We start from the raw sequence: 19,517 nt of genomic DNA, 5'->3' as shown, positions 1-19,517 counted from the left end.
CCTGGGTTCGCTTCGTAAGGTCGCTACATGACCGTTTTGGATGAGGCGCCGGGTGAGCCGACCGACGCGCGCGGACGCGTGGCCGAACTGCACGAGATCCGTGCGCAGGCGGTGGCCGGACCGAGCGAGAAGGCGACCAAGGCGCAGCACGCCAAGGGCAAGCTGACCGCGCGGGAGCGCATCGAGCTGCTCCTCGACCCGGATTCCTTCCGCGAGGTCGAGCAGCTCCGCCGGCACCGGGCCACGGGCTTCGGCCTGGAGGCCAAGAAGCCGTACACCGACGGTGTGATCACCGGCTGGGGGACGGTCGAGGGCCGGACGGTCTTCGTCTACGCCCATGACTTCCGGGTCTTCGGCGGCGCGCTGGGCGAGGCCCACGCCACGAAGATCCACAAGATCATGGACATGGCCATCGCGGCCGGGGCTCCTCTGGTCTCCCTGAACGACGGCGCCGGTGCCCGTATCCAGGAGGGCGTCTCCGCCCTCGCCGGCTACGGCGGCATCTTCCAGCGCAACACCAAGGCCTCGGGCGTGATCCCGCAGATCTCGGTCATGCTCGGCCCGTGCGCGGGCGGCGCGGCGTACAGCCCCGCCCTGACGGACTTCGTGTTCATGGTCCGCGAGACCTCGCAGATGTTCATCACCGGCCCGGACGTCGTCAAGGCGGTCACCGGCGAGGAGATCACCCAGAACGGCCTGGGCGGCGCCGACGTGCACGCCGAGACCAGCGGCGTCTGCCACTTCGCGTACGACGACGAAGAGACCTGCATCGCCGAGGTCCGCTACCTCCTCTCGCTGCTCCCGCAGAACAACCGCGAGAACCCGCCGCGTGCCGAGGCCTCGGACGCCGTCGACCGCCGCTCGGACGTCCTGCTGGACCTGGTCCCGGCGGACGGCAACCGGCCGTACGACATGGCCAAGGTCATCGAGGAGATCGTCGACGACGGTGACTACCTGGAGGTCCACGAGCGCTGGGCGCGGAACATCATCTGCGCACTGGGCCGGATGGACGGCCAGGTCGTCGGCATCGTCGCCAACCAGCCGCAGGCCCTCGCGGGCGTCCTGGACATCGAGGCCTCCGAGAAGGCGGCCCGCTTCGTCCAGATGTGCGACGCCTTCAACATCCCGATCATCACTCTTCTGGACGTACCCGGCTTCCTGCCCGGCGTCGACCAGGAGCACGGTGGGATCATCCGCCACGGCGCCAAGCTGCTCTACGCCTACTGCAACGCGACCGTGCCGAGGATCTCGCTGATCCTGCGCAAGGCCTACGGAGGTGCGTACATCGTCATGGACAGCCAGTCCATCGGTGCCGACCTCACCTACGCCTGGCCGACGAACGAGATCGCCGTCATGGGCGCGGAGGGTGCGGCCAACGTCATCTTCCGCCGCCAGATCGCCGAGGCCGAGGACCCCGAGGCCATGCGCGCCCGCATGGTCAAGGAGTACAAGTCCGAGCTGATGCACCCGTACTACGCGGCGGAGCGCGGCCTGGTCGACGACGTCATCGACCCCGCCGAGACCCGCGAGGTCCTGATCAAGTCCCTCGCGATGCTCCAGACCAAGCACGCCGACCTGCCTTCCCGCAAGCACGGCAACCCTCCGCAGTAACCCCGCGGACATCTCTCTCACGGAGACTGACACCCATGAGCACCCCTGACATCCGCGTCGAGAAGGGCCACGCCGAGCCCGAGGAAGTCGCCGCCATCACGGCGATCCTCCTGGCCCGCGCCGCCGCCCGCCCCACCGACCCCACCCCGACGCACCGCGGCCGCGTCAAGGCCGGCTGGCGCCGCCTGGAACGCGAGCCGGGCTTCCGCGCCCCGCACAGCTGGCGCTGACCCCAGCACCTGAAAGAGGCCCCTCCACCAGGAGGGGCCTCTTTGGCTTCTGCTTTTGCTCAACGCAACAGCCCCCGGCAACCCAGAGGCCGCCAGGGGCTGTCCCACAGCAATCAATTACCGAAGCCGTGCCATAAGCGCGTGCTCAACCAACGTGATCAACGCAGACTTCGCATCGGCCCGATGCCGCGCATCCGTCGTGATGATCGGCGTGTCCGGCCCGATCTGCAGAGCCTCCCGCACCTCGTCCGGGTTGTACGGCTGCTGCCCGTCGAACCCGTTCAGCGCGATCACGAACGGCAGACCCGAGTTCTCGAAGTAGTCGACCGCCGGGAAGCAGTCGGCGAGACGCCGCGTGTCCACCAGGACGATCGCGCCGATGGCGCCGCGCACCAGGTCGTCCCACATGAACCAGAAGCGGTCCTGGCCGGGCGTACCGAAGAGGTACAGGATCAGGTCCTGGTCCAGGGTGATACGGCCGAAGTCCATGGCGACCGTGGTGGTCGTCTTGTCCCCGGTGTGGGTGAGATCGTCGATGCCCGCCGAAGCGGACGTCATGACGGCCTCGGTACGCAGCGGGTTGATCTCCGAGACGGCCCCGACGAACGTGGTCTTGCCCACGCCGAAGCCACCCGCCACCACGATCTTCGCTGAGGTGGTGGAGCGGGAAGGACCGCCGCTAGAGCTTGCGAAGTCCACTGAGCACCCTTTCGAGCAGTGTCACGTCTGGCTGGCCGCCGGCGTTCTCGTCGCCGCCGGGCTGATGGATGGCGACCAGTCCCGCCTCCGCCAAGTCGGCGACGAGGATCCTGGCCACGCCGAGAGGGATCGTGAGGAGCGCCGAGATCTCGGCGACCGACTTGATCTCTCGGCAGAGGTTGCAGATCCGCTGATGCTCGGGCAACTGGCCCTGCATCTGGTGCGGCTGCGCAGTGGTGTGCACCAGCGCCTCGATGGCGAGCTGGTAGCGCGGGCGGGTCCGGCCACCGGTCATGGCGTACGGACGCACCAGCGGGTTGTTCGACGCCCCGGCGGGCGCCGGCTCGGGGGTGCGGCGCTGCGGCTGCACAGGCTGGATCCGCGGGGCCGGCGGCTGGTCGTACGGCGACGGGCCGGGGCCCTGCGGCGCGTACGGCTGCCGGTGGCTCGGCGTGGAGGGGAAGTTGTAACGGTTCGGGTTCTGCGCACCGTCGTTCTGGCCCTGGGCAGGGCCGTACGACCAGTTGCCCGAAGACGAACCGCCTGGGGGTGTTGCCACTTTCTCCTCCTCCGACTGTGCTGGCACCCAACGCTGTGGAGCCGCGTCCCGAAACTTTACGGCCACGGGACGCCAAAACGCACCGTCCGTCTGTTAGTTGAGCAGGCTCCCCTGGAGCTCCGCACGAAGGTCCGGTGTCAGGACCGTACCGGCTCGGTCCACCAGCAGGGCCATCTCGTACCCGATGAGACCGATGTCCGCCTCGGGATGTGCGAGAACCGCGAGAGAGGAGCCGTCGGATACGGACATGATGAAGAGGAATCCCCGCTCCATCTCCACAACCGTCTGGTTCACGGCGCCTCCCTCGAAGATCCGGGAGGCGCCTGCCGTCAGGGACGTCAGACCGGAAGCGACGGCCGCGAGCTGGTCGGCGCGGTCGCGGGGGAAGCCTTCGGACATAGCCAGAAGGAGTCCGTCGGCGGAGACCACCACCGTGTGGGACACCCCCGGGGTGTTGTCCACGAAGTTGGTGATCAACCAGTTCAGGTTCTGTGCCGCCTGGCTCATCGGGCTCACACTAACGCTCCTGGTTGTAGGTGCTGTCAGGACCGAAGCCCTGGCCGTTCGTTTCACTGCCTGCGTTGCGTCCGCGTTCCACGCCGCGACGCAGGTTGCTCAGCCTGCCCCGGACGTCCTCCGGGGCGCGGGAGACCTGGGGGCCTCCCTGGGGGGTGCTCTCGGCGGCCCCCTCGATCAGGTTGGCCTTGGGTACCCGCCTCGGCAGGCCGGAGGAGGTGACCCCGCCCGCCCTGGGCTTCCGGAGCTGCGAAGCCTGCTGCCACCGCTCGTCGTTCGCCGAGCGCCAGTCGCTGTCGCCGTTGCTCTCCGGGGTGGAGGCCGGAGGCTCCTGGCTCACGTGCCGCGCGCCGCCCGTGCCGTTCGCACCGCTCGCAGTGGCTCCGCGGCGGGGAAGCCCCGCGTCGGTCATCGAGTGGGCGGCGGAGTGGGCCGGTCCCGGACGGTCGAAGCCTACGCGGTCCTGCTCACTTGCGTCAGCGGCCTGCGCAGATTCCGTTTCCTGGGCCTGAGAAGGGTACTGGCTCGGGTAGCCGTTCTGGTAACCGTCCTGCTGCGGCCAGTCGTCCTGGTAACGACGCTGCTCGAAGGCGGGGAAGCTCTCGGGCACGCCCGCACCCTGCGCCGGGGGCTCCTCCTGGGCCGGCTCCGTGTAGGAGGGCTCCGGGTAGCCGCCGTTCGGCGCGAAGTACTGCTCGTCGTACGCGGGGCGCTGCGGCTCCTCGTACGCCGTGTGCCGCTGCTCCTCGTACTGCGCCTGCTGGTTCTCGTACGTCGGCTGACGGTCGTACGCGGAGGGCTGCTGCTGGGGGTAGCCGGTCCGGCCCGTGTCGTAGGCCTGGCCGGTGTCGTAGCCCTGCTGCCCGTTGAACTCCTCGGGGTACGCGTGCCCCTCGTCGGGGTCCTGCGGGTTCCGTCCGGGCAGGGCGGGCTGCTCGTCGTGGGACTGGGCCTCCAGGGCCGCCCTGCGCTCCTCGCGCATCAGGGAACGGCCGACGGGGTCCAGCTCACGTATGTCGTCGGGGACCTCGGAGTAGCGGCTGTCGTCGAAGCCGAGTTCCGCGGCCGTGCGCATCGGCTGGCCGAAGTTCTCGCCGCCGCCGAAGTTCTGCTCGGGGATGATCTGCGAGACGGTGAACTCGTCGCGGTCGACGTGCTGCTCGCCGCCACCGCCGTGGGTGATCGCGTCGGGCAGCATGACCAGCGAGGTCGTACCGGCCTGCTCGCCCGAGGGGCGGAGCTGGACGCGGATGCCGTGCCGGTCGGACAGCCGGCCGACCACGAAGAGGCCCATGCGCTGCGAGATCGCGGCGTCCACGGTCGGCGGGTTGGCCAGCTTGTGGTTGATGTCCGCGAAGTCCTCGGCGGTGAGGCCGATGCCCTTGTCGTGGATCTCGATCATGACCCGACCGTCGGGGAGACGGGTGGCGGTCACGCGAACCTTGGTCTGCGGGGAGGAGAACGTCGTGGCGTTCTCCAGCAGCTCGGCGAGCAGGTGCACGAGGTCGGTCACGGCACGGCCGTGGATCTCGGCCTCCGGGACACCGGACAGCTCGATGCGCTCGTACTGCTCCACCTCGGAGGAGGCGGCGCGCAGCACGTCGACCAGCGGGACCGGCTGGTCCCAGCGGCGGCCCGGCTCCTCGCCGGCGAGGACCAGGAGGTTCTCGCCGTTGCGGCGCATACGGGTCGCGAGGTGGTCCAGGCGGAAGAGGTTCTCCAGCTGGTCCGGGTCGGCCTCGTTGTTCTCCAGGTCCGTGATCAGGGTCAGCTGGCCCTCGATCAGCGACTGGTTGCGGCGCGACAGGTTGGTGAAGATCGCGTTGATGTTGCCCCGCAGCAGGGCCTGCTCGGCGGCGAGCCGGACGGCCTCGCGGTGGACCTGGTCGAAGGCGCGGGCGACTTCGCCGATCTCGTCGGTGGTGGTGATCGGGATGGCCTGGACACGGGTGTCCACGCGGCCCGGGTCGGTGCGCGAGAGCTGGTCGACCAGCATCGGCAGACGCTGCTCGGCGATGCCGAAGGCGGCGTTGCGCAGCTGGCGCATCGAGCGGCTCATCTGGCGGGCCACCGCGCCGGCCAGGATGAAGGCGAGGAGCAGGGCGACCACGACGGCCGCACCGGTGACGTAGGCGTCACGCTGGGCGTCGTCGGCGATGTCGGAGGCCTCGCCCACCGCGGTGTCGGCCAGATCCGTCTCGATCTTGTTGTACGCGTCGAACCTCAGCGAGGTCACCGCCCACCAGTTCTGCGCGGTGATGCCCTCCTGGGCGAGGTCGGCGCGAGCGCTGGTGTCCGTGGACGGCATCGCCGCGATCCGCGCGACCATCGTGGTGGGGTTGGAGGGCGGCGGTACGTAGTCCGGGTCCTGGGCCTTGGCCGCCGCGGCCATCTTCGCGCCATCGGCCTTGATCTGCTTCTCGGCCGCCGTCAGCTTGGCGGTGTCCGCTTGCGTGCCACCGCTCGTGTACTCCTGGATGGCGATGCGCTCGAGGTACGCGTACGAGGACAGGGCGATGCGCTGGCTGGCCAGGTTGCCGCCGTCCGGGCCGGGCTTGATCAGCATGTGCATGCCGATGGAGCGCTGAAGGGAGAGCGCGCCCTTGGTCAGCGAGATGGCGTAGACGGTACGGCCGTAGCTCGTGATGTTGCCGGTGCCCAGGCCGAGTTCGTTGGCGAACTCCAGCAGCCTGTGCTCGGTGTCGACGTAGCCCTCTTCGGTCTGCACGCCGGTGAGCTGGCTGGTGTAGGCAGCCGCGCGCAGCTGCGTCAGCTTCGGCTCCACCTCGCGGAAGCGGTCCAGGCGCCGCTGCAGGTTGGCCCGGTCGGGCATGTTCTTGACGGCCTCGTCGAAGGCGTCGGCCGCCTTGTCCGTGTTCGCGCGGGCCTTCACGACGGTCGGGTCCTTTACGCCCTTGCCCTGAAGCAGGGGCGCCGCGGTCACGTCGCGCTCTACGAGCAGTTCGTTGCCGTAGGCCAGCGCGGCCCGCACCAGGCGCGCCGTGTTCTCCGCGTCCTCGGCCTCCTGCCAGGTGTCGATCGAGCTCTTCACCTGGAAGCCGCCCATGACGAGGCCGACCAGCACGGGTATGAGCAGGATCGCGTTGAGCCTGGTCGCCACGCGCCAGTTGCGCGGGGAGAGACGGCCGCTGCTCTCGGCAGCCGCGGCCGTCGGCTCCGAACCGGGCACGGGGGCGGGCGCCGCTGTGCGCGGCGGCGGGGTGAAGTTGCCCCGGGCCGACGGCTCGGGACTGTTCTTGCTTCGCCTCACTCGACCAACAACCTCTCGGCGGTCGGCACCAACGTTGTGCCGCAGTGTCTCAGAGCCCAACACGCCATCGACGGACGAGTGCGTCATTGACTATTGGGCAGTTCAGGCATTCCAGCACGACGACCTGCGCTCTTCCAAACAGTCCGGGGCGCGGATTCGGAGCGATGTAAGCCCCAGATAAAACGGTCATAAAGAGCGAGCCCCGCCAAAAGGCGGGGCGATTGTGCGCGCAGCGAGACCGGATGTGCGCGACGCGTGGCCGTACCACCCGATTCCTCTGCCGAAACGTTATGAACACCTTGGCCGACCGTGTCAAAGGACACAGTCGGCTCCGGTGCATCTACGACAACTTCCGTATGGCGCTCTCGAATTGGGTGCTACCTCAGCCGTGCCATCAAAGCGTGCTCGACCAGCGTGATCAGGGCACTCTTCGCATCGGCCCGGTGGCGGGCGTCCGTCGTGATGATCGGGGTGTCCGGCCCGATCTGCAGCGCCTCGCGCACCTCCTCGGGCTGGTAGGGCTGCTGGCCGTCGAAGCCGTTCAGCGCGACGACGAACGGCAGGCCGCTGTTCTCGAAGTAGTCGACGGCCGGGAAGCAGTCGGCCAGCCGGCGCGTGTCCACCAGGACCACCGCGCCGATGGCGCCGCGCACCAGGTCGTCCCACATGAACCAGAAGCGGTCCTGGCCCGGCGTACCGAACAGGTACAGGATCAGGTCCTGGTCCAGGGTGATACGGCCGAAGTCCATGGCCACCGTGGTGGTGGTCTTGTCCCCGGTGTGCGTCAGGTCGTCGATCCCCGCACTGGCGGAGGTCATCACGGCCTCCGTGCGCAGCGGGTTGATCTCCGAGACGGCACCGACGAACGTGGTCTTGCCCACGCCGAAGCCGCCCGCCACCACGATCTTCGCGGACGTGGTGGAACGACCCGCGTCAGAGCTTGCGAAGTCCACTGAGCACCCTTTCGAGCAGTGTCACGTCCGGCGCACCGGTGGCGTCGTCGCCGCCCGGCTGGTGGATCGCGACGAGACCGGCCTCCGCGAGGTCCGCGACGAGGATCCTGGCCACACCCAGCGGCATGTTGAGCAGCGCCGAGACCTCGGCGACCGACTTCACCTCACGGCACAGGTGGCAGATGCGCTGGTGCTCCGGCAGCAGCCCCATGAGTGCCGCGGGGTCCGCGGTCGTGCTGATCAGAGCCTCGATGGCCAGCTGGTAGCGCGGCCGCGTCCGGCCGCCGGTCATGGCGTAAGGCCTTACCAGCGGCTGGTCGCCCTCATCCTCGTACGGCTCCGCGTACGGATCATGAGAGGCGGGGGGCGGGGTCATGGGTCCTCCGGGCGGGACAGCAAGTCGGTCAGTCGAGCCGTCTGACGGGGCCTGTGTGGGGTGTGTGGCGGCCGGACGGTGATGTGGTGAGACGGGTGGTGCCGGGGCCGATCAGTGGAGCAGACTGCCTTGGAGCTCAGCTCGCAGGTCGGGGGTCAGGACCGCGCCCGCGCGGTCGACCAGGAGCGCCATCTCGTAGCCGACGAGGCCGATGTCGCAGTCAGGGTGTGCCAGGACGGCCAGCGACGAGCCGTCCGAGACGGACATCAGGAAAAGGAACCCCCGCTCCATCTCCACGACCGTCTGCGCGACGTCGCCCCCCTCGAAGATCCGGGAAGCGCCTGCCGTCAGCGACGTCAGACCGGAGGCGACGGCCGCGAGCTGGTCCGCGCGGTCACGCGGGAAGCCCTCCGACAGCGCCAGGAGGAGACCGTCGGCGGACACGACGACGGTGTGGGACACCCCGGGGGTGTTGTCCACGAAGTTGGTGATCAACCAGTTGAGGTTCTGTGCCGCCTGGCTCATCGGACTCAACTAACGCTCCTGCTGGTGAGAGGGTCGAGGGAAGCTGCCGGTCTGGGTGGACCCGGCCTGACGACCCTGTGCGATGCCGCGGCGGAGATTGGTCAGCCGGCCCCGGACGTCATCGGGCGCCCGGGAGATCTGCGGACCGCTCTGCTGCTGCGGTTGTTGCTGCGCCGTGCCCGCGACGAGGTTCGCGCGGGGTACCCGGCGAGGCAGGCCGGAGGTGGTGACACCACCGGCGGCGGGCTGGCGGACGCGCTCGGCCTGGCGGCCGAGATCGTCGTTCGGCGAGCTGCGCCAGCCGGCGGGCGCGGACGACCGCTGCGGACCGGTGGGTCCCTGCGGTTGCTGCGGAGCCGAGCCGTTGTTCTGCGGCTGCTGGGACTGCTGCTCCTGCTGGCCGTTCTGGCCCTGGCCGTTCTGGCCGTGGAACCAGTTGGTCTCGAGTGTGTCGTACAGCGGCGTACGCCCGTCGCCGGGACCGGACGCCGGCGGCAGGGCCTCGGGCTCCTGCCGGGCGGGCCGGGCCTGCGGGGCGGGGGGCCGCGGTGCGCCGAAGTCGGACGCGCCCCGGCCGCCGTTGACCTGCGGCCGCTCGTACTGGCCCGTGCCACCGGGGTCGGCCGGGGTGGCCGGACCCGGAAGGGTGGGCCGGCCGGAGCCGTTGTCCTGGCGGGGCGCCGGGTACTGGCCGGTCGACCCGTTGTCCTGGCGCTGCGCGGGGTACTGGCTGCCGTTGTTGTCCTGGCGCTGCGCCGGGTACTGACCCGTGGAGCCGTTGTCGTAGGACTGCGGGGCCTGCGGGGCCGGGTACTGGCCCGTCTGGGGCGACGAGTCGCGGCGGCCGGCCGTTGAGCCGAAGACGTCCGGGCGGACGAACTGACCCGGGTCCTGCGATCCGTTCGTGCCGGTGGCGTACTGGTCCGACTGCGGCACGGCCGGGATCTCCGCCGTAGCGCCCGGGCCCTGACGGTCGTCGATCCGAGGCATCTGAGACGTACGGGAGACGTCCGGCTCCTCGTGACCACGCGGGGTGTCCAGCGAGGCACGCGGCACCGGCGGCTGGGCGTTCTCGTCGCTCCAGCTCGGCACCCGCGGCTGCGGGTCGCCACCGGGCAGCTCGGCCCGCGGACCGCCGCGCGGCGGCAGCTGCGGCCGACGGCCCTGGCCCTGCTCGGCGTTGCCGCCCGGGCGCTGCTGACCCCGGCCGCCGCCGAAGGCGTCCTGGCCCTGCGGGCCGTTCGTGCCCGCGGCCTGCAGACCCTGCGGGGCACCCGGGGCCTGCCCGTACCCGGCACCGGCCGGACGGCCCTGCGGGGGCGCGGAGGGAGCACCCTGGTCAAACAACGACGGGGACTTCTCGGAACCCTGGGGTCCGCGCGCTCCGCCCGGCGCTCCCGGACGGCCACCGTCCGCGTCCCGCCCGGGCAGCGCGGCCCGCGGGCTCTGGCCCGGACCGAGCCGGCCCCCGCCGGACGCACCGGCACCGAAGGCACCGCCACCGGAGGAACCCGCCCCGAGCGCGCCGCCGCCCTGGCCGCCACCGGCGCCACGCCGGGCCGCTGCCACACCGGCGGCGGCCTGCGCGGCGGCCGGGCCACCGCCGCCGAGCGGCGGCTGGCCGGGCTGCTTGGGCTGGGGCTTCCGGCCGCCCTGGGCGACATCGACGGGCAGCATGACCAGCGCGGTCGTACCACCGGAGTCGGACGGGCGGAGCTGGATGCGGATGCCGTGCCGCTGGGACAGACGGCCGACCACGAACAGACCCATGCGGCGGGAGACGGAGACGTCCACCGTCGGGGGAGAGGCGAGCCGCTCGTTGATCGCGGCCAGGTCCTCAGGCGACAGACCGATACCGGTGTCGTGGATCTCGATCAGCACACGGCCGTCGGGCAGCGCGTGACCGGTGACCTTGACCTTGGTCTGCGGGGAGGAGAACGAGGTCGCGTTCTCCAGCAGCTCGGCGAGCAGGTGCACGAGGTCGTTGACCACGCGGCCGGCGACCTCGGTCGTCGGCACGGAGGCCAGCTCGATGCGCTCGTACTGCTCCACCTCGGAGGCGGCGGCGCGGAGCACGTCGACCAGCGGGACCGGACGGGTCCAGCGGCGGCCGGGCTCCTCACCGGCGAGGACGAGGAGGTTCTCACCGTTACGGCGCATGCGGGTGGCGAGGTGGTCGAGCTTGAAGAGAGAGGACAGCTGGTCCGGGTCGGCCTCGCGGGACTCCAGTTCGGAGATGAGCGACAGCTGACGCTGGATGAGGCCCTGGGAGCGGCGCGAGAGGTTGGTGAACATCGCGTTGACGTTGCCCCGCAGCAGGGCCTGCTCGGCGGCGAGCCGGACCGCCTCGCGGTGCACGTCGTCGAAGGCCGCGGCCACCCGGCCGATCTCGTCCCGGGAGTGCACACCGACCGACTCCACGGACGTGTCGACGTCCTGCGGGTCGGACTCGGACAGCTGCTTGACCAGCTCGGGCAGCCGGTCGGAGGCGACCTTGGTCGCGGTCTCCTCCAGGCGGCGCAGCGAGCGGATCATGGAGCGGGCCACGACGAAGGCGCCGACCAGCGACACACCGAGCACGATCAGGATCAGCGCACCGGAGATGATCGCGTCGCGCTCGGTGGCGCTGCGCAGCTCGCGGGCCTTCTGTTCCATCTCCTCGAGCAGCGTGTGCTCGATGTTCTTCATCTGCTGGATCTTGGTGGAGCTGTCGTCCAGCCAGTCGCGGTAGGACCGCTTGTCCTGCTGGGCGAGACCGCTCGCGGAGACCAGGGCACGGCCCGCGTAGGTGTCGGTGGCCTTGATCGTGGAGTTGCCGCCGTCCTCGATCGGCTGCAGCAGCTCGGCGGCGGCGTCCTCGCCGTAGATGCTCTTGAAGCTGCGGATCTCGGACTTCTGGCTCTCCAGGGACGACTCGGCGTAGAGCCGGTCGTTCGGCGAGAGCTTGCCGGTCGTGGTGTTGCTCGCGGGCAGCGCCGCCGCGAGGGCCGCGCGCTGGATCGAGGAGTACTCCTTGGCGGAGGAGAAGGCCGCCAGGGCACGGGTGCGCTGGATCATGTCCGGGTTGCTGGTCGCCTCGGCCATGTCCTGGGAGAGGTCGACCAGGTTCTCGATCAGACGGTGGTACGCCTCGATCGTCTGCGTGGAATTGCCCTCGGAGGCGTAGGCGCCCTTGCGGATCTGCGCCAGGTCGCCCAGCTCGCCGGCGAGCTGGATGAGGTACTCACGGACGCCCTTGAGGTTGCCTTCCTTGCTGGCGCTGTCGATCTCCTCGGAACTGTCGAGGAAGTTCTTCATCGCCCGGTCGGTCTTCTCACGAAGACCCTTGACCGTGAAGTCGGTCGCCTTGCCGCCGTGCGCGAGCGGGCCGGCCGACTGGTCGCGCTCCTCCTGGAGCGCGGCCGACAGTTCGGTGGCCTGCTTGGTCATGTCCGTCAGCAGCTTCATGTTGTCGAGCTGCTGGATGTCGTCCATGGACTGGTTGATACGCAGTGCGCCCAGCGAGGTGGCCGCGACCACCGGGAGGGCGAGCAGCGAGACCAGTCGGGTGGAGATGCGCCAGTTGCGCAGGGCTATTCGCGGGCCGGGGCCGGTGGGTCCCGTCGGCGGCTTCAGCGCCGGGGACGGGTTCGCGGCTCCCGAGGGGGTCGATGTACCGGACCGCCCGGAGCGCTCGCCGCCGTCGCCGGCCGAGCCCGGGTTCTGGGCGTGCTGGGGCGCGGGGCCACCCTTCATGGGGCCAGTCCCGCCGTGCGGCTCCGGCTCCGCCGAAGCGCTGCCATCCCTCTTGAAACGTCCCTGCACTAGCGTCGCAACCTCTGGACCAGGCACCCCGTCGCCGTAAACGGCGGGGCACGGTGTCGGCGTTCTGGGGACGCCCTGAGTACGCCCCCGTGGTGGTCGTGAGTGACCGGCGCTGGCTCCCCCTTCTCGCCGCCACTCGGCGCGTCTGTGCGCCCCCTGTGCGCCGGCTCGATCCTGCGGCGGTCCGTGAGATTCCAGCACAGCACAGGATCTCCAACAAGGCCCGTAGGCCATGCCGTGACATAGGTGACACCACGTGAGGGCCGGATCACCGGTCGTAGAAAGTGAGTTCGTCCATTTCGGACGTAAGCCCGCGAGTCGTCAGGGCGTGACGGGTGTCCCAGTCGCCATGATCAGGAGCGGAATGTTGGCTTCAGAGGGTCAATGTCCGTTTCGTGGGGGTGGGGCATGAGTCCGGATTGACCGATTCGGCCTCTGATTCGTGAGGAAACTCACATGCTGATCATGGTCCCTCCGCGATTGGGCCGGGAATCCCGTGTTTAGCCTGACGCTTTACAGCGATGGCAAAACCGACAACCCGCGCCCGGTGCGAGGTCCATGGACCCGTCCCGGTCGCCGTCACAGGACAGGGTCAAGTAAACAGTGAAGACGACGACGATGTTCCACAAGATCGCCAACCCGCGACGCACGACGCTGGCGCACTTGGAAGACGCCGACGAACTGCGGACGCCGGAGCAGCCGGAGCACAGCGTCGAACTCCCCGCCCAGACCGCCAACCCCAAGCGCACCATCCTCACCGAGGTCCCCGTCGCGGCCGCCGCGGCCGCGGTGTGACACCAGGTAGTACGCGCACCGGCCGCCGACTGCTCAAGGCGGCGGGACACGAACATCGAGGGCGCCCTCCGACGGCGGGGGGCGCCCTTCATCATGAGCACGGCGCGGACACCTGCCCGCGTTAGCCTGGAGCGTCAGACTCCAGCCGCTTCAGTCAAGGGGCCAAGCATCCCGTGCGCATCGCCAGATTCTCCATCGACGGGAACGTCGCCTTCGGCGCCATCGAGGGCGAAAAGCAGGACGAGCTCGTCCTGGACATCATCAAGGGCATCCCGTTCGCGGACTTCGAACTCTCCGGTACGAAGGTGCCGGTGAGCAAGGTCAGGCTGCTGCCGCCGGTGCTCCCCAACAAGGTCGTGGCCTTCGGCCGCAACTACGCCGAGCACGCCAGGGAACTCGGCAACGAGGTCCCCGACGCCCCCTTCGCCTTCTTCAAGCCCTCCACCTCGGTGATCGGCCCCGGCGACGACATCCAGTACCCCTCCTTCTCCGAGGAGGTGCACCACGAGGCCGAGCTGGCCGTGGTCATCGGCCGGATGTGCCGCGAGGTCCCGCGCGAGCGCGTCCGGGACGTGATCTTCGGCTACACCTGCGCCAACGACATCACCGCCCGCGACGTCCAGCGGCGCGAGAAGCAGTGGGCCCGGGCCAAGGGCTTCGACTCCTCCTGCCCGCTCGGCCCCTGGGTGGAGACGGACCTGGACCCGGCCGACCTCACCATCCAGCTCACGGTCAACGGCCAGCAGCGCCAGCTGGGCCGTACGAGCGAGATGACCCACTCCATCGAGGACCTGATCGTCAACATCTCCGAGGCCATGACGCTGCTCCCCGGCGACGTGATCCTCACGGGCACCCCGGCTGGGGTCGGCCCCCTGAACGTCGGCGACGAGGTCGCCGTCACCATCGAAGGCATCGGCACTCTCACCAACAAGGTTGTCAAGCGTGGCTAGCGCACCCGGCACTCCCGTACGCGTCCGTTTCTGTCCGTCGCCCACCGGTAACCCCCACGTGGGCCTGGTCCGCACCGCCCTGTTCAACTGGGCGTTCGCCAAGCACCACCAGGGCACCCTGGTCTTCCGCATCGAGGACACCGACGCGGCCCGCGACTCCGAGGAGTCCTACACCCAGCTGCTCGACGCGATGCGCTGGCTGGGCTTCGACTGGGACGAGGGCCCCGAGGTCGGCGGCCCGCACGCGCCGTACCGCCAGTCGCAGCGCATGGACCTGTACAAGGACGTCGCGGCCAAGCTCCTCGACGCCGGCCACGCCTACCGCTGCTACTGCTCCCAGGACGAGCTGGACACCCGCCGCGAGGCCGCCCGCGCCGCCGGCAAGCCCTCCGGCTACGACGGCCACTGCCGCGAGCTGACCGACGCCCAGGTCGAGGAGTACCAGGCCCAGGGCCGCGAGCCGATCGTCCGCTTCCGGATGCCCGACGAGACGATCACCTTCACGGACCTGGTCCGCGGCGAGCTGACCTTCACCCCGGAGAACGTCCCGGACTACGGCATCGTCCGCGCCAACGGGGCCCCGCTCTACACGCTGGTCAACCCGGTCGACGACGCCCTGATGGAGATCACCCACGTCCTGCGCGGCGAGGACCTGCTCTCCTCCACCCCGCGCCAGATCGCCCTGTACAAGGCGCTGACCGAGCTGGGCATCGCCAAGGAGATCCCCTCCTTCGGCCACCTGCCCTACGTCATGGGCGAGGGCAACAAGAAGCTCTCCAAGCGCGACCCGCAGTCCTCCCTCAACCTCTACCGGGAGCGCGGCTTCCTCCCCGAGGGCCTGCTCAACTACCTCTCCCTGCTCGGCTGGTCCCTCTCGGCCGACCAGGACGTCTTCTCGATCGACGAGATGATCGCGGCGTTCGAGATCTCCGACGTGAACCCCAACCCGGCCCGCTTCGACCTGAAGAAGTGCGAGGCCATCAACAGCGACCACATCCGCCTGCTGGATGTGAAGGACTTCACGGAGCGCTGCGCCCCGTGGCTCCGGGCCCCGTTCGCGCCCTGGGCCCCGGAGGCCTTCGACGAGGCGAAGTGGCAGGCCATCGCGCCGCACGCGCAGACCCGCCTCAAGGTGCTCTCCGAGATCACCGACAACGTCGACTTCCTGTTCCTGCCGGAGCCGGCGGTGGACGAGGCCAGCTGGACCAAGGCCATGAAGGAAGGCTCCGACGCCCTCCTGCGCACCGCCCGGGAGAAGCTGGAGGCCGCCGACTGGACCTCCGCCGAGTCGCTGAAGGAGGCCGTCCTGGCCGCCGGTGAGGCCCACGGCCTCAAGCTCGGCAAGGCACAGGCCCCCGTCCGTGTCGCCGTCACCGGCCGCACGGTCGGCCTGCCGCTGTTCGAGTCCCTGGAGGTCCTGGGCAAGGAGCAGACCCTGGCCCGGATCGACGCGGCGCTGGCGAAGCTGGCCGCGTAACGCAGCACCCACCACGAGGGCGGCGTCCGCTTCGGACGCCGCCCTCGTCGTGTCCGCCCAGCCGTCACCCGGAGTTCATCCTTCCGGCCGACTCCGGCTCCCCGAGGGGACATTGGATGTCCCGCGTGCACACGGTGCGCGTGTGCGCCCTGGTACCGGGGGAGAGACCATGAGCCGTTCACGAAGACTCGTCCACGCGGCCGTCGGCGGGGTGGTGGCCCTGTCCTGCACGGTGCTGACCACACCCGCGCAGGCGGCACCCGAGGCCGAGGCCCCGGCGGGCACGGTGCGCCTCGTCACCGAGAAGCGCGTGACCGTCGACTACCCGTGGGCCGGCGCCTCCGGCTTCCAGTACCGGCCGGGCACCACCACGGTCACCACGGTCGACTACCCCGACACGGTCCCGCCCGCCCACGCCGGCCCGGACGACCTGGCCGGCGGCACCGACGTGGTGAACACCCGCTCAGGCCAGACGGTCACGCAGAAGCACCGCTCCACGGGCGTCACCGCCACCGTCACGATCCCCTCCGGCCAGGCCTACCGGGCCGCCGTGGGCTGGAGCGTGCTGACCATGGACGGCACCGGCGCCCTGCACGTGCTGCGCGCCGCCGCCGACGGCACCACCACGGACACCCCGGTCACCGGCTTCCCGACGGGTGCCCGGCCCGTCTCCTACCGCACCGGTGGCTCGGTCAGCCGTCTCGCGATCGTCTCCGCGCTGGACGGCAGGACGTCCGTGGGACTGGTCGACCTCGCGAACGGCGCCTTCCGCACGTTCGTGACCAGCGCCGAGACGGCCCCGCAGCTCGCCTTCAACGACCGCTGGCTGGTCGCCGACTGGAAGGCGATCCGGGTGGACGCCGAACCCGGCACCGAGCCCACCGCCCTCACCAGGACCGACGCCCAGCTCGAAGCCGTCGTCGGCGACCAACTCCTGCTCGGCAACCCGATGTTCGTCCTGGGCGGCACCGAGGCCGCGCTGACCGCCCGCTCCCTGGTCACGGGCGCCTCGAGCACCGTGCTCGCCTCGTCCTTCGGCGGAATCGGCCCCACCCTGGACGGCGGGGCACTGGCCACCGCGGGCCCCTCCAGCCTCGACTGGGACATCCACCGGATCACCCTCACCGAGAGCGGCGGCCTCACCACCACCAAGGTGGCCCGGGTCCCAGCGGCCTCGACCGGAGTGCAGGGACTGGCCGTCGCCGGCGGCGAGTTGTTCCTCTACGGCGCCACACCGGGCGCCTCGCTCCGCTACAGCGGCTTCCAGCTGGACGCCACCGGCCGGCCCGCCGGCCCCCAGACCCGCCGCAGCCCCGGGCTGGACACGTCCACCTGCCTCACCGGCGACGCCGCCTGCCCCCAGCACGAGGCCCTGGGCGACGGCCGGGTCGCCTACCTGTGGACCGGCGACACGGGCCAGGAATCCGTCCTCACGGTCGGCCTCGACACCAGCACCGTCCTCAACGGGCCCACGGACGGCGACTCCGGCGGCCGCCTCGCCGGGAGCACCGGCCGCTACGTGCTCTACAGCGGCGGCTCCGGCAAGCAGCGGATCGTCGACTTCCCGCGCGCCGCGACCGGCGGCGAGTCCACCCTCACCCGCGACCGCGGCGCCGCCGCCGTCTGGGGCCAGACCCTGTGGACCCCGGGCAGCACCCAGGGCGCGGTCACCGGCCGCAACCTCAAGACCGGCACGACCACCACCCTCGCCACCGGCGCCCCGTGCACCCCCACCGACATCCAGGCCGTCAACACCTGGCTGTACTGGTCCTGCGGCAGCTCCGCGGGCGTCTACGACCGGGCCACCAACCGCAGGATCACGGTCCCGGCCGACATCGGCCCCGCCCGCCTCGCCGACGGCTTCCTGCTCCGCGAGAACCGCACCACCCACGACCTGCTGCTCACCGACTTCCACACCGGAACGGCCACCACCCGCACCCTGGTCAGGCTGCCGGCCACCGACCAGAACACCGGCGGCAGCAACGGCCGCTGGGCCGTCGACCGCTTCGGCGGCCACATCGCCTACCTCAACGGCACGTACGGCGAGGTGTCGATCGTCCCCAGCGGCGTCCCCACCTCGCCCCTCGCGCAGACGGAGGCCCAGGTCCACTCGCCGTCCGTGATCGGCAGATCGTTCCCCTGGTCGCCGGTCTGGCAGCTGAACAAGCCGTCCACCTGGACCCTGACCCTGACCACGGCCTCCGGCACCGCCGTCCGCACCCTGACCGGCACCTCCACCGGAGCCGCCGTACGCCCCGCCTGGGACGGCACCACCGCCAGCGGAGCCGGGGCCCCGTCGGGCGGCTACACCTGGAAGCTCACCGCCCGCCCCCGCGACAACCAGGGACCGGACCTCACGCTCTCCGGCACCATGAACCTGGGCTGAGCCCGGGGCGCGGTGGGTACGGTCGGACCATGAGCATCCAAGCCGTGGTCTGGGACGTCGACGACACGCTCTTCGACTACACCACCGCCGACCGCCTCGGCATGCGCGCCCACCTGACGACCGAGGGCCTGCTCGACGACTACGACACCGTCGACCAGGCCATCGCCCGCTGGCGGGAGATCACCGACCTGCAATGGGCGCGCTTCGCGGCCGGGGAGGCCACCTTCGAGGCCCAGCGGCGCGACCGCGTACGGGTGTTCCTTGGCCGGGAGCTGACCGACGCCGAGGCCGACGCGTGGTTCCGGCGGTACCGCGCCCACTACGAGGAGGTCTGGACCCTCTTCCCGGACGTCCTGCCCGTCCTCGACGCCCTCGCCGCCAGCCACCGGCACGCCGTGCTCTCCAACTCCAGCATCCACGTCCAGGACCACAAGCTGCGCGTCCTCGGCGTCCACGACCGCTTCGAGAGCATCCTGTGCGCCGCCGAGCTCGGCGTCTCCAAGCCCGAGGCCGGCGCGTTCCTCGCCGCCTGCACGGCCCTCGATCTGCCGCCGCACCAGGTCGCCTACGTCGGTGACCACCCGGAGATCGACGGGCGGGGCGCCGCCGACGCCGGGCTGCTGTCGGTGTGGATCGACCGCGGCGGCATGTACGCCACGATCGAGCCGCCCGTCGGCCCGCACCGCATCGCCTCCCTCGCCGAACTGCCCTCACTGCTCGGCCCGGATAGTCGTTTTGGAGCCCCGTCCACCTTCAGGTAATGTTCTTCCTGCGCCGCGGGGAGCGGGCCGGAAGGCAGGAGCCCCAGGCGCACTACTAGAACAAGAACCCCCTCGGGGGCTTGCGTTCCAGTGGCCTATGGTGTAATTGGCAGCACGACTGATTCTGGTTCAGTTAGTCTTGGTTCGAGTCCAGGTAGGCCAGCTCGCAGAGCTCATCTGCAAGGCCCCCGTTGTGTAGCGGCCTAGCACGCCGCCCTCTCAAGGCGGTAGCGCCGGTTCGAATCCGGTCGGGGGTACAGGGTTCCGGAGGATCGACGATCATCTCGGAACTGCTAGGGCCCCCGTTGTGTAGCGGCCTAGCACGCCGCCCTCTCAAGGCGGTAGCGCCGGTTCGAATCCGGTCGGGGGTACTGACTGGTCTAAACCACATTGGTCTATGGTGTAATTGGCAGCACGGCTGATTCTGGTTCAGTTAGTCTTGGTTCGAGTCCAGGTAGACCAGCTCGGACCTGCGGCGGTGTAGTAATAAACGCCTGCAGGCTCCACGCCCCCGTTGTGTAGCGGCCTAGCACGCCGCCCTCTCAAGGCGGTAGCGCCGGTTCGAATCCGGTCGGGGGTACGCACTACGAAGGCCCCTCACTTC

At 70.2% G+C, this 19,517-nt stretch carries 15 protein-coding genes and 5 tRNA genes; 12 read left to right on the top strand and 8 right to left on the bottom strand.

Annotated features, from left to right (window positions below):
- Positions 1-27: 27 nt before the first annotated feature.
- Both ACFT4A_RS17785 and ACFT4A_RS17780 read left to right on the top strand, forming a co-directional pair.
- Positions 28-1,611 carry an acyl-CoA carboxylase subunit beta gene (locus ACFT4A_RS17785; protein ID WP_215118336.1) on the top strand — a complete coding sequence of 528 codons (1,584 nt, stop codon included), beginning with the start codon at positions 28-30 and terminating at the stop codon, positions 1,609-1,611.
- A 35-nt stretch (positions 1,612-1,646) separates the two neighbouring features.
- Entirely contained in the window at positions 1,647-1,841 is a 195-nt protein-coding gene (locus ACFT4A_RS17780; RefSeq protein ID WP_382831031.1) for an acyl-CoA carboxylase subunit epsilon, read from the top strand.
- A gap of 117 nt (positions 1,842-1,958) precedes the next feature.
- On the opposite strand, the gene ACFT4A_RS17775 is transcribed toward ACFT4A_RS17780, so the two are convergent.
- From ACFT4A_RS17775 to ACFT4A_RS17740, 8 genes are all read right to left on the bottom strand, one after another.
- On the bottom strand, positions 1,959-2,540 hold the full coding sequence (locus tag ACFT4A_RS17775; RefSeq protein WP_009314218.1) for an ATP/GTP-binding protein: 582 nt from the start codon (positions 2,538-2,540) through the stop codon (positions 1,959-1,961).
- Entirely contained in the window at positions 2,521-3,099 is a 579-nt protein-coding gene (locus ACFT4A_RS17770; protein WP_184598587.1) for a DUF742 domain-containing protein, read from the bottom strand. The genes ACFT4A_RS17775 and ACFT4A_RS17770 overlap by 20 nt, the downstream gene beginning before the upstream one ends.
- A 93-nt stretch (positions 3,100-3,192) precedes the next feature.
- Entirely contained in the window at positions 3,193-3,606 is a 414-nt protein-coding gene (locus ACFT4A_RS17765) for a roadblock/LC7 domain-containing protein (protein WP_003993185.1), read from the bottom strand.
- Between the two features lie 10 nt (positions 3,607-3,616).
- Positions 3,617-6,886 carry a nitrate- and nitrite sensing domain-containing protein gene (locus ACFT4A_RS17760; RefSeq protein WP_382831028.1) on the bottom strand — a complete coding sequence of 1,090 codons (3,270 nt, stop codon included), beginning with the start codon at positions 6,884-6,886 and terminating at the stop codon, positions 3,617-3,619.
- A gap of 377 nt (positions 6,887-7,263) precedes the next feature.
- Positions 7,264-7,839 (bottom strand): ATP/GTP-binding protein, encoded by a 576-nt coding sequence (locus ACFT4A_RS17755; protein WP_104781463.1) that lies wholly within the window; start codon positions 7,837-7,839, stop codon positions 7,264-7,266.
- Positions 7,820-8,215 (bottom strand): DUF742 domain-containing protein, encoded by a 396-nt coding sequence (locus tag ACFT4A_RS17750; protein ID WP_053668780.1) that lies wholly within the window; start codon positions 8,213-8,215, stop codon positions 7,820-7,822. The genes ACFT4A_RS17755 and ACFT4A_RS17750 overlap by 20 nt, the downstream gene beginning before the upstream one ends.
- Positions 8,216-8,326: 111 nt before the next feature.
- Entirely contained in the window at positions 8,327-8,740 is a 414-nt protein-coding gene (locus ACFT4A_RS17745) for a roadblock/LC7 domain-containing protein (protein WP_257850117.1), read from the bottom strand.
- A 9-nt stretch (positions 8,741-8,749) separates the two neighbouring features.
- Positions 8,750-12,544 (bottom strand): nitrate- and nitrite sensing domain-containing protein, encoded by a 3,795-nt coding sequence (locus tag ACFT4A_RS17740; protein WP_382831025.1) that lies wholly within the window; start codon positions 12,542-12,544, stop codon positions 8,750-8,752.
- A gap of 603 nt (positions 12,545-13,147) precedes the next feature.
- Here ACFT4A_RS17740 and ACFT4A_RS17735 point away from each other — a divergent pair.
- From ACFT4A_RS17735 to ACFT4A_RS17690, 10 genes are all read left to right on the top strand, one after another.
- Positions 13,148-13,339 (top strand): hypothetical protein, encoded by a 192-nt coding sequence (locus ACFT4A_RS17735; protein ID WP_382831023.1) that lies wholly within the window; start codon positions 13,148-13,150, stop codon positions 13,337-13,339.
- Between the two features lie 173 nt (positions 13,340-13,512).
- Positions 13,513-14,289 carry a fumarylacetoacetate hydrolase family protein gene (locus tag ACFT4A_RS17730; RefSeq protein ID WP_382831020.1) on the top strand — a complete coding sequence of 259 codons (777 nt, stop codon included), beginning with the start codon at positions 13,513-13,515 and terminating at the stop codon, positions 14,287-14,289.
- Positions 14,282-15,766 carry a glutamate--tRNA ligase gene (gltX, locus tag ACFT4A_RS17725; protein WP_382831018.1) on the top strand — a complete coding sequence of 495 codons (1,485 nt, stop codon included), beginning with the start codon at positions 14,282-14,284 and terminating at the stop codon, positions 15,764-15,766. The genes ACFT4A_RS17730 and gltX overlap by 8 nt, the downstream gene beginning before the upstream one ends.
- A 169-nt stretch (positions 15,767-15,935) precedes the next feature.
- On the top strand, positions 15,936-18,152 hold the full coding sequence (locus ACFT4A_RS17720) for a FlgD immunoglobulin-like domain containing protein (RefSeq protein WP_382831017.1): 2,217 nt from the start codon (positions 15,936-15,938) through the stop codon (positions 18,150-18,152).
- 29 nt (positions 18,153-18,181) lie between these two features.
- Entirely contained in the window at positions 18,182-18,913 is a 732-nt protein-coding gene (locus ACFT4A_RS17715) for an HAD family hydrolase (protein ID WP_382831014.1), read from the top strand.
- A 91-nt stretch (positions 18,914-19,004) separates the two neighbouring features.
- Positions 19,005-19,076 (top strand) — tRNA-Gln (locus ACFT4A_RS17710).
- A gap of 21 nt (positions 19,077-19,097) precedes the next feature.
- A tRNA-Glu gene (locus ACFT4A_RS17705) sits at positions 19,098-19,170 on the top strand.
- Positions 19,171-19,211: 41 nt separating this feature from the next.
- Positions 19,212-19,284, top strand: a tRNA-Glu gene (locus ACFT4A_RS17700).
- A gap of 20 nt (positions 19,285-19,304) precedes the next feature.
- Positions 19,305-19,376 (top strand) — tRNA-Gln (locus tag ACFT4A_RS17695).
- Between the two features lie 44 nt (positions 19,377-19,420).
- Positions 19,421-19,493: transfer RNA gene (locus tag ACFT4A_RS17690), tRNA-Glu, on the top strand.
- Positions 19,494-19,517 lie beyond the last annotated feature (24 nt).

This window comes from Streptomyces sp. NPDC057099 (genome assembly GCF_042671245.1).
Classification (GTDB): Bacteria; Actinomycetota; Actinomycetes; order Streptomycetales; family Streptomycetaceae; genus Streptomyces; species Streptomyces purpurascens.
Note: the sequence above shows the minus strand (reverse complement) of the source record. Positions and strands in the feature narration are given on the sequence as shown.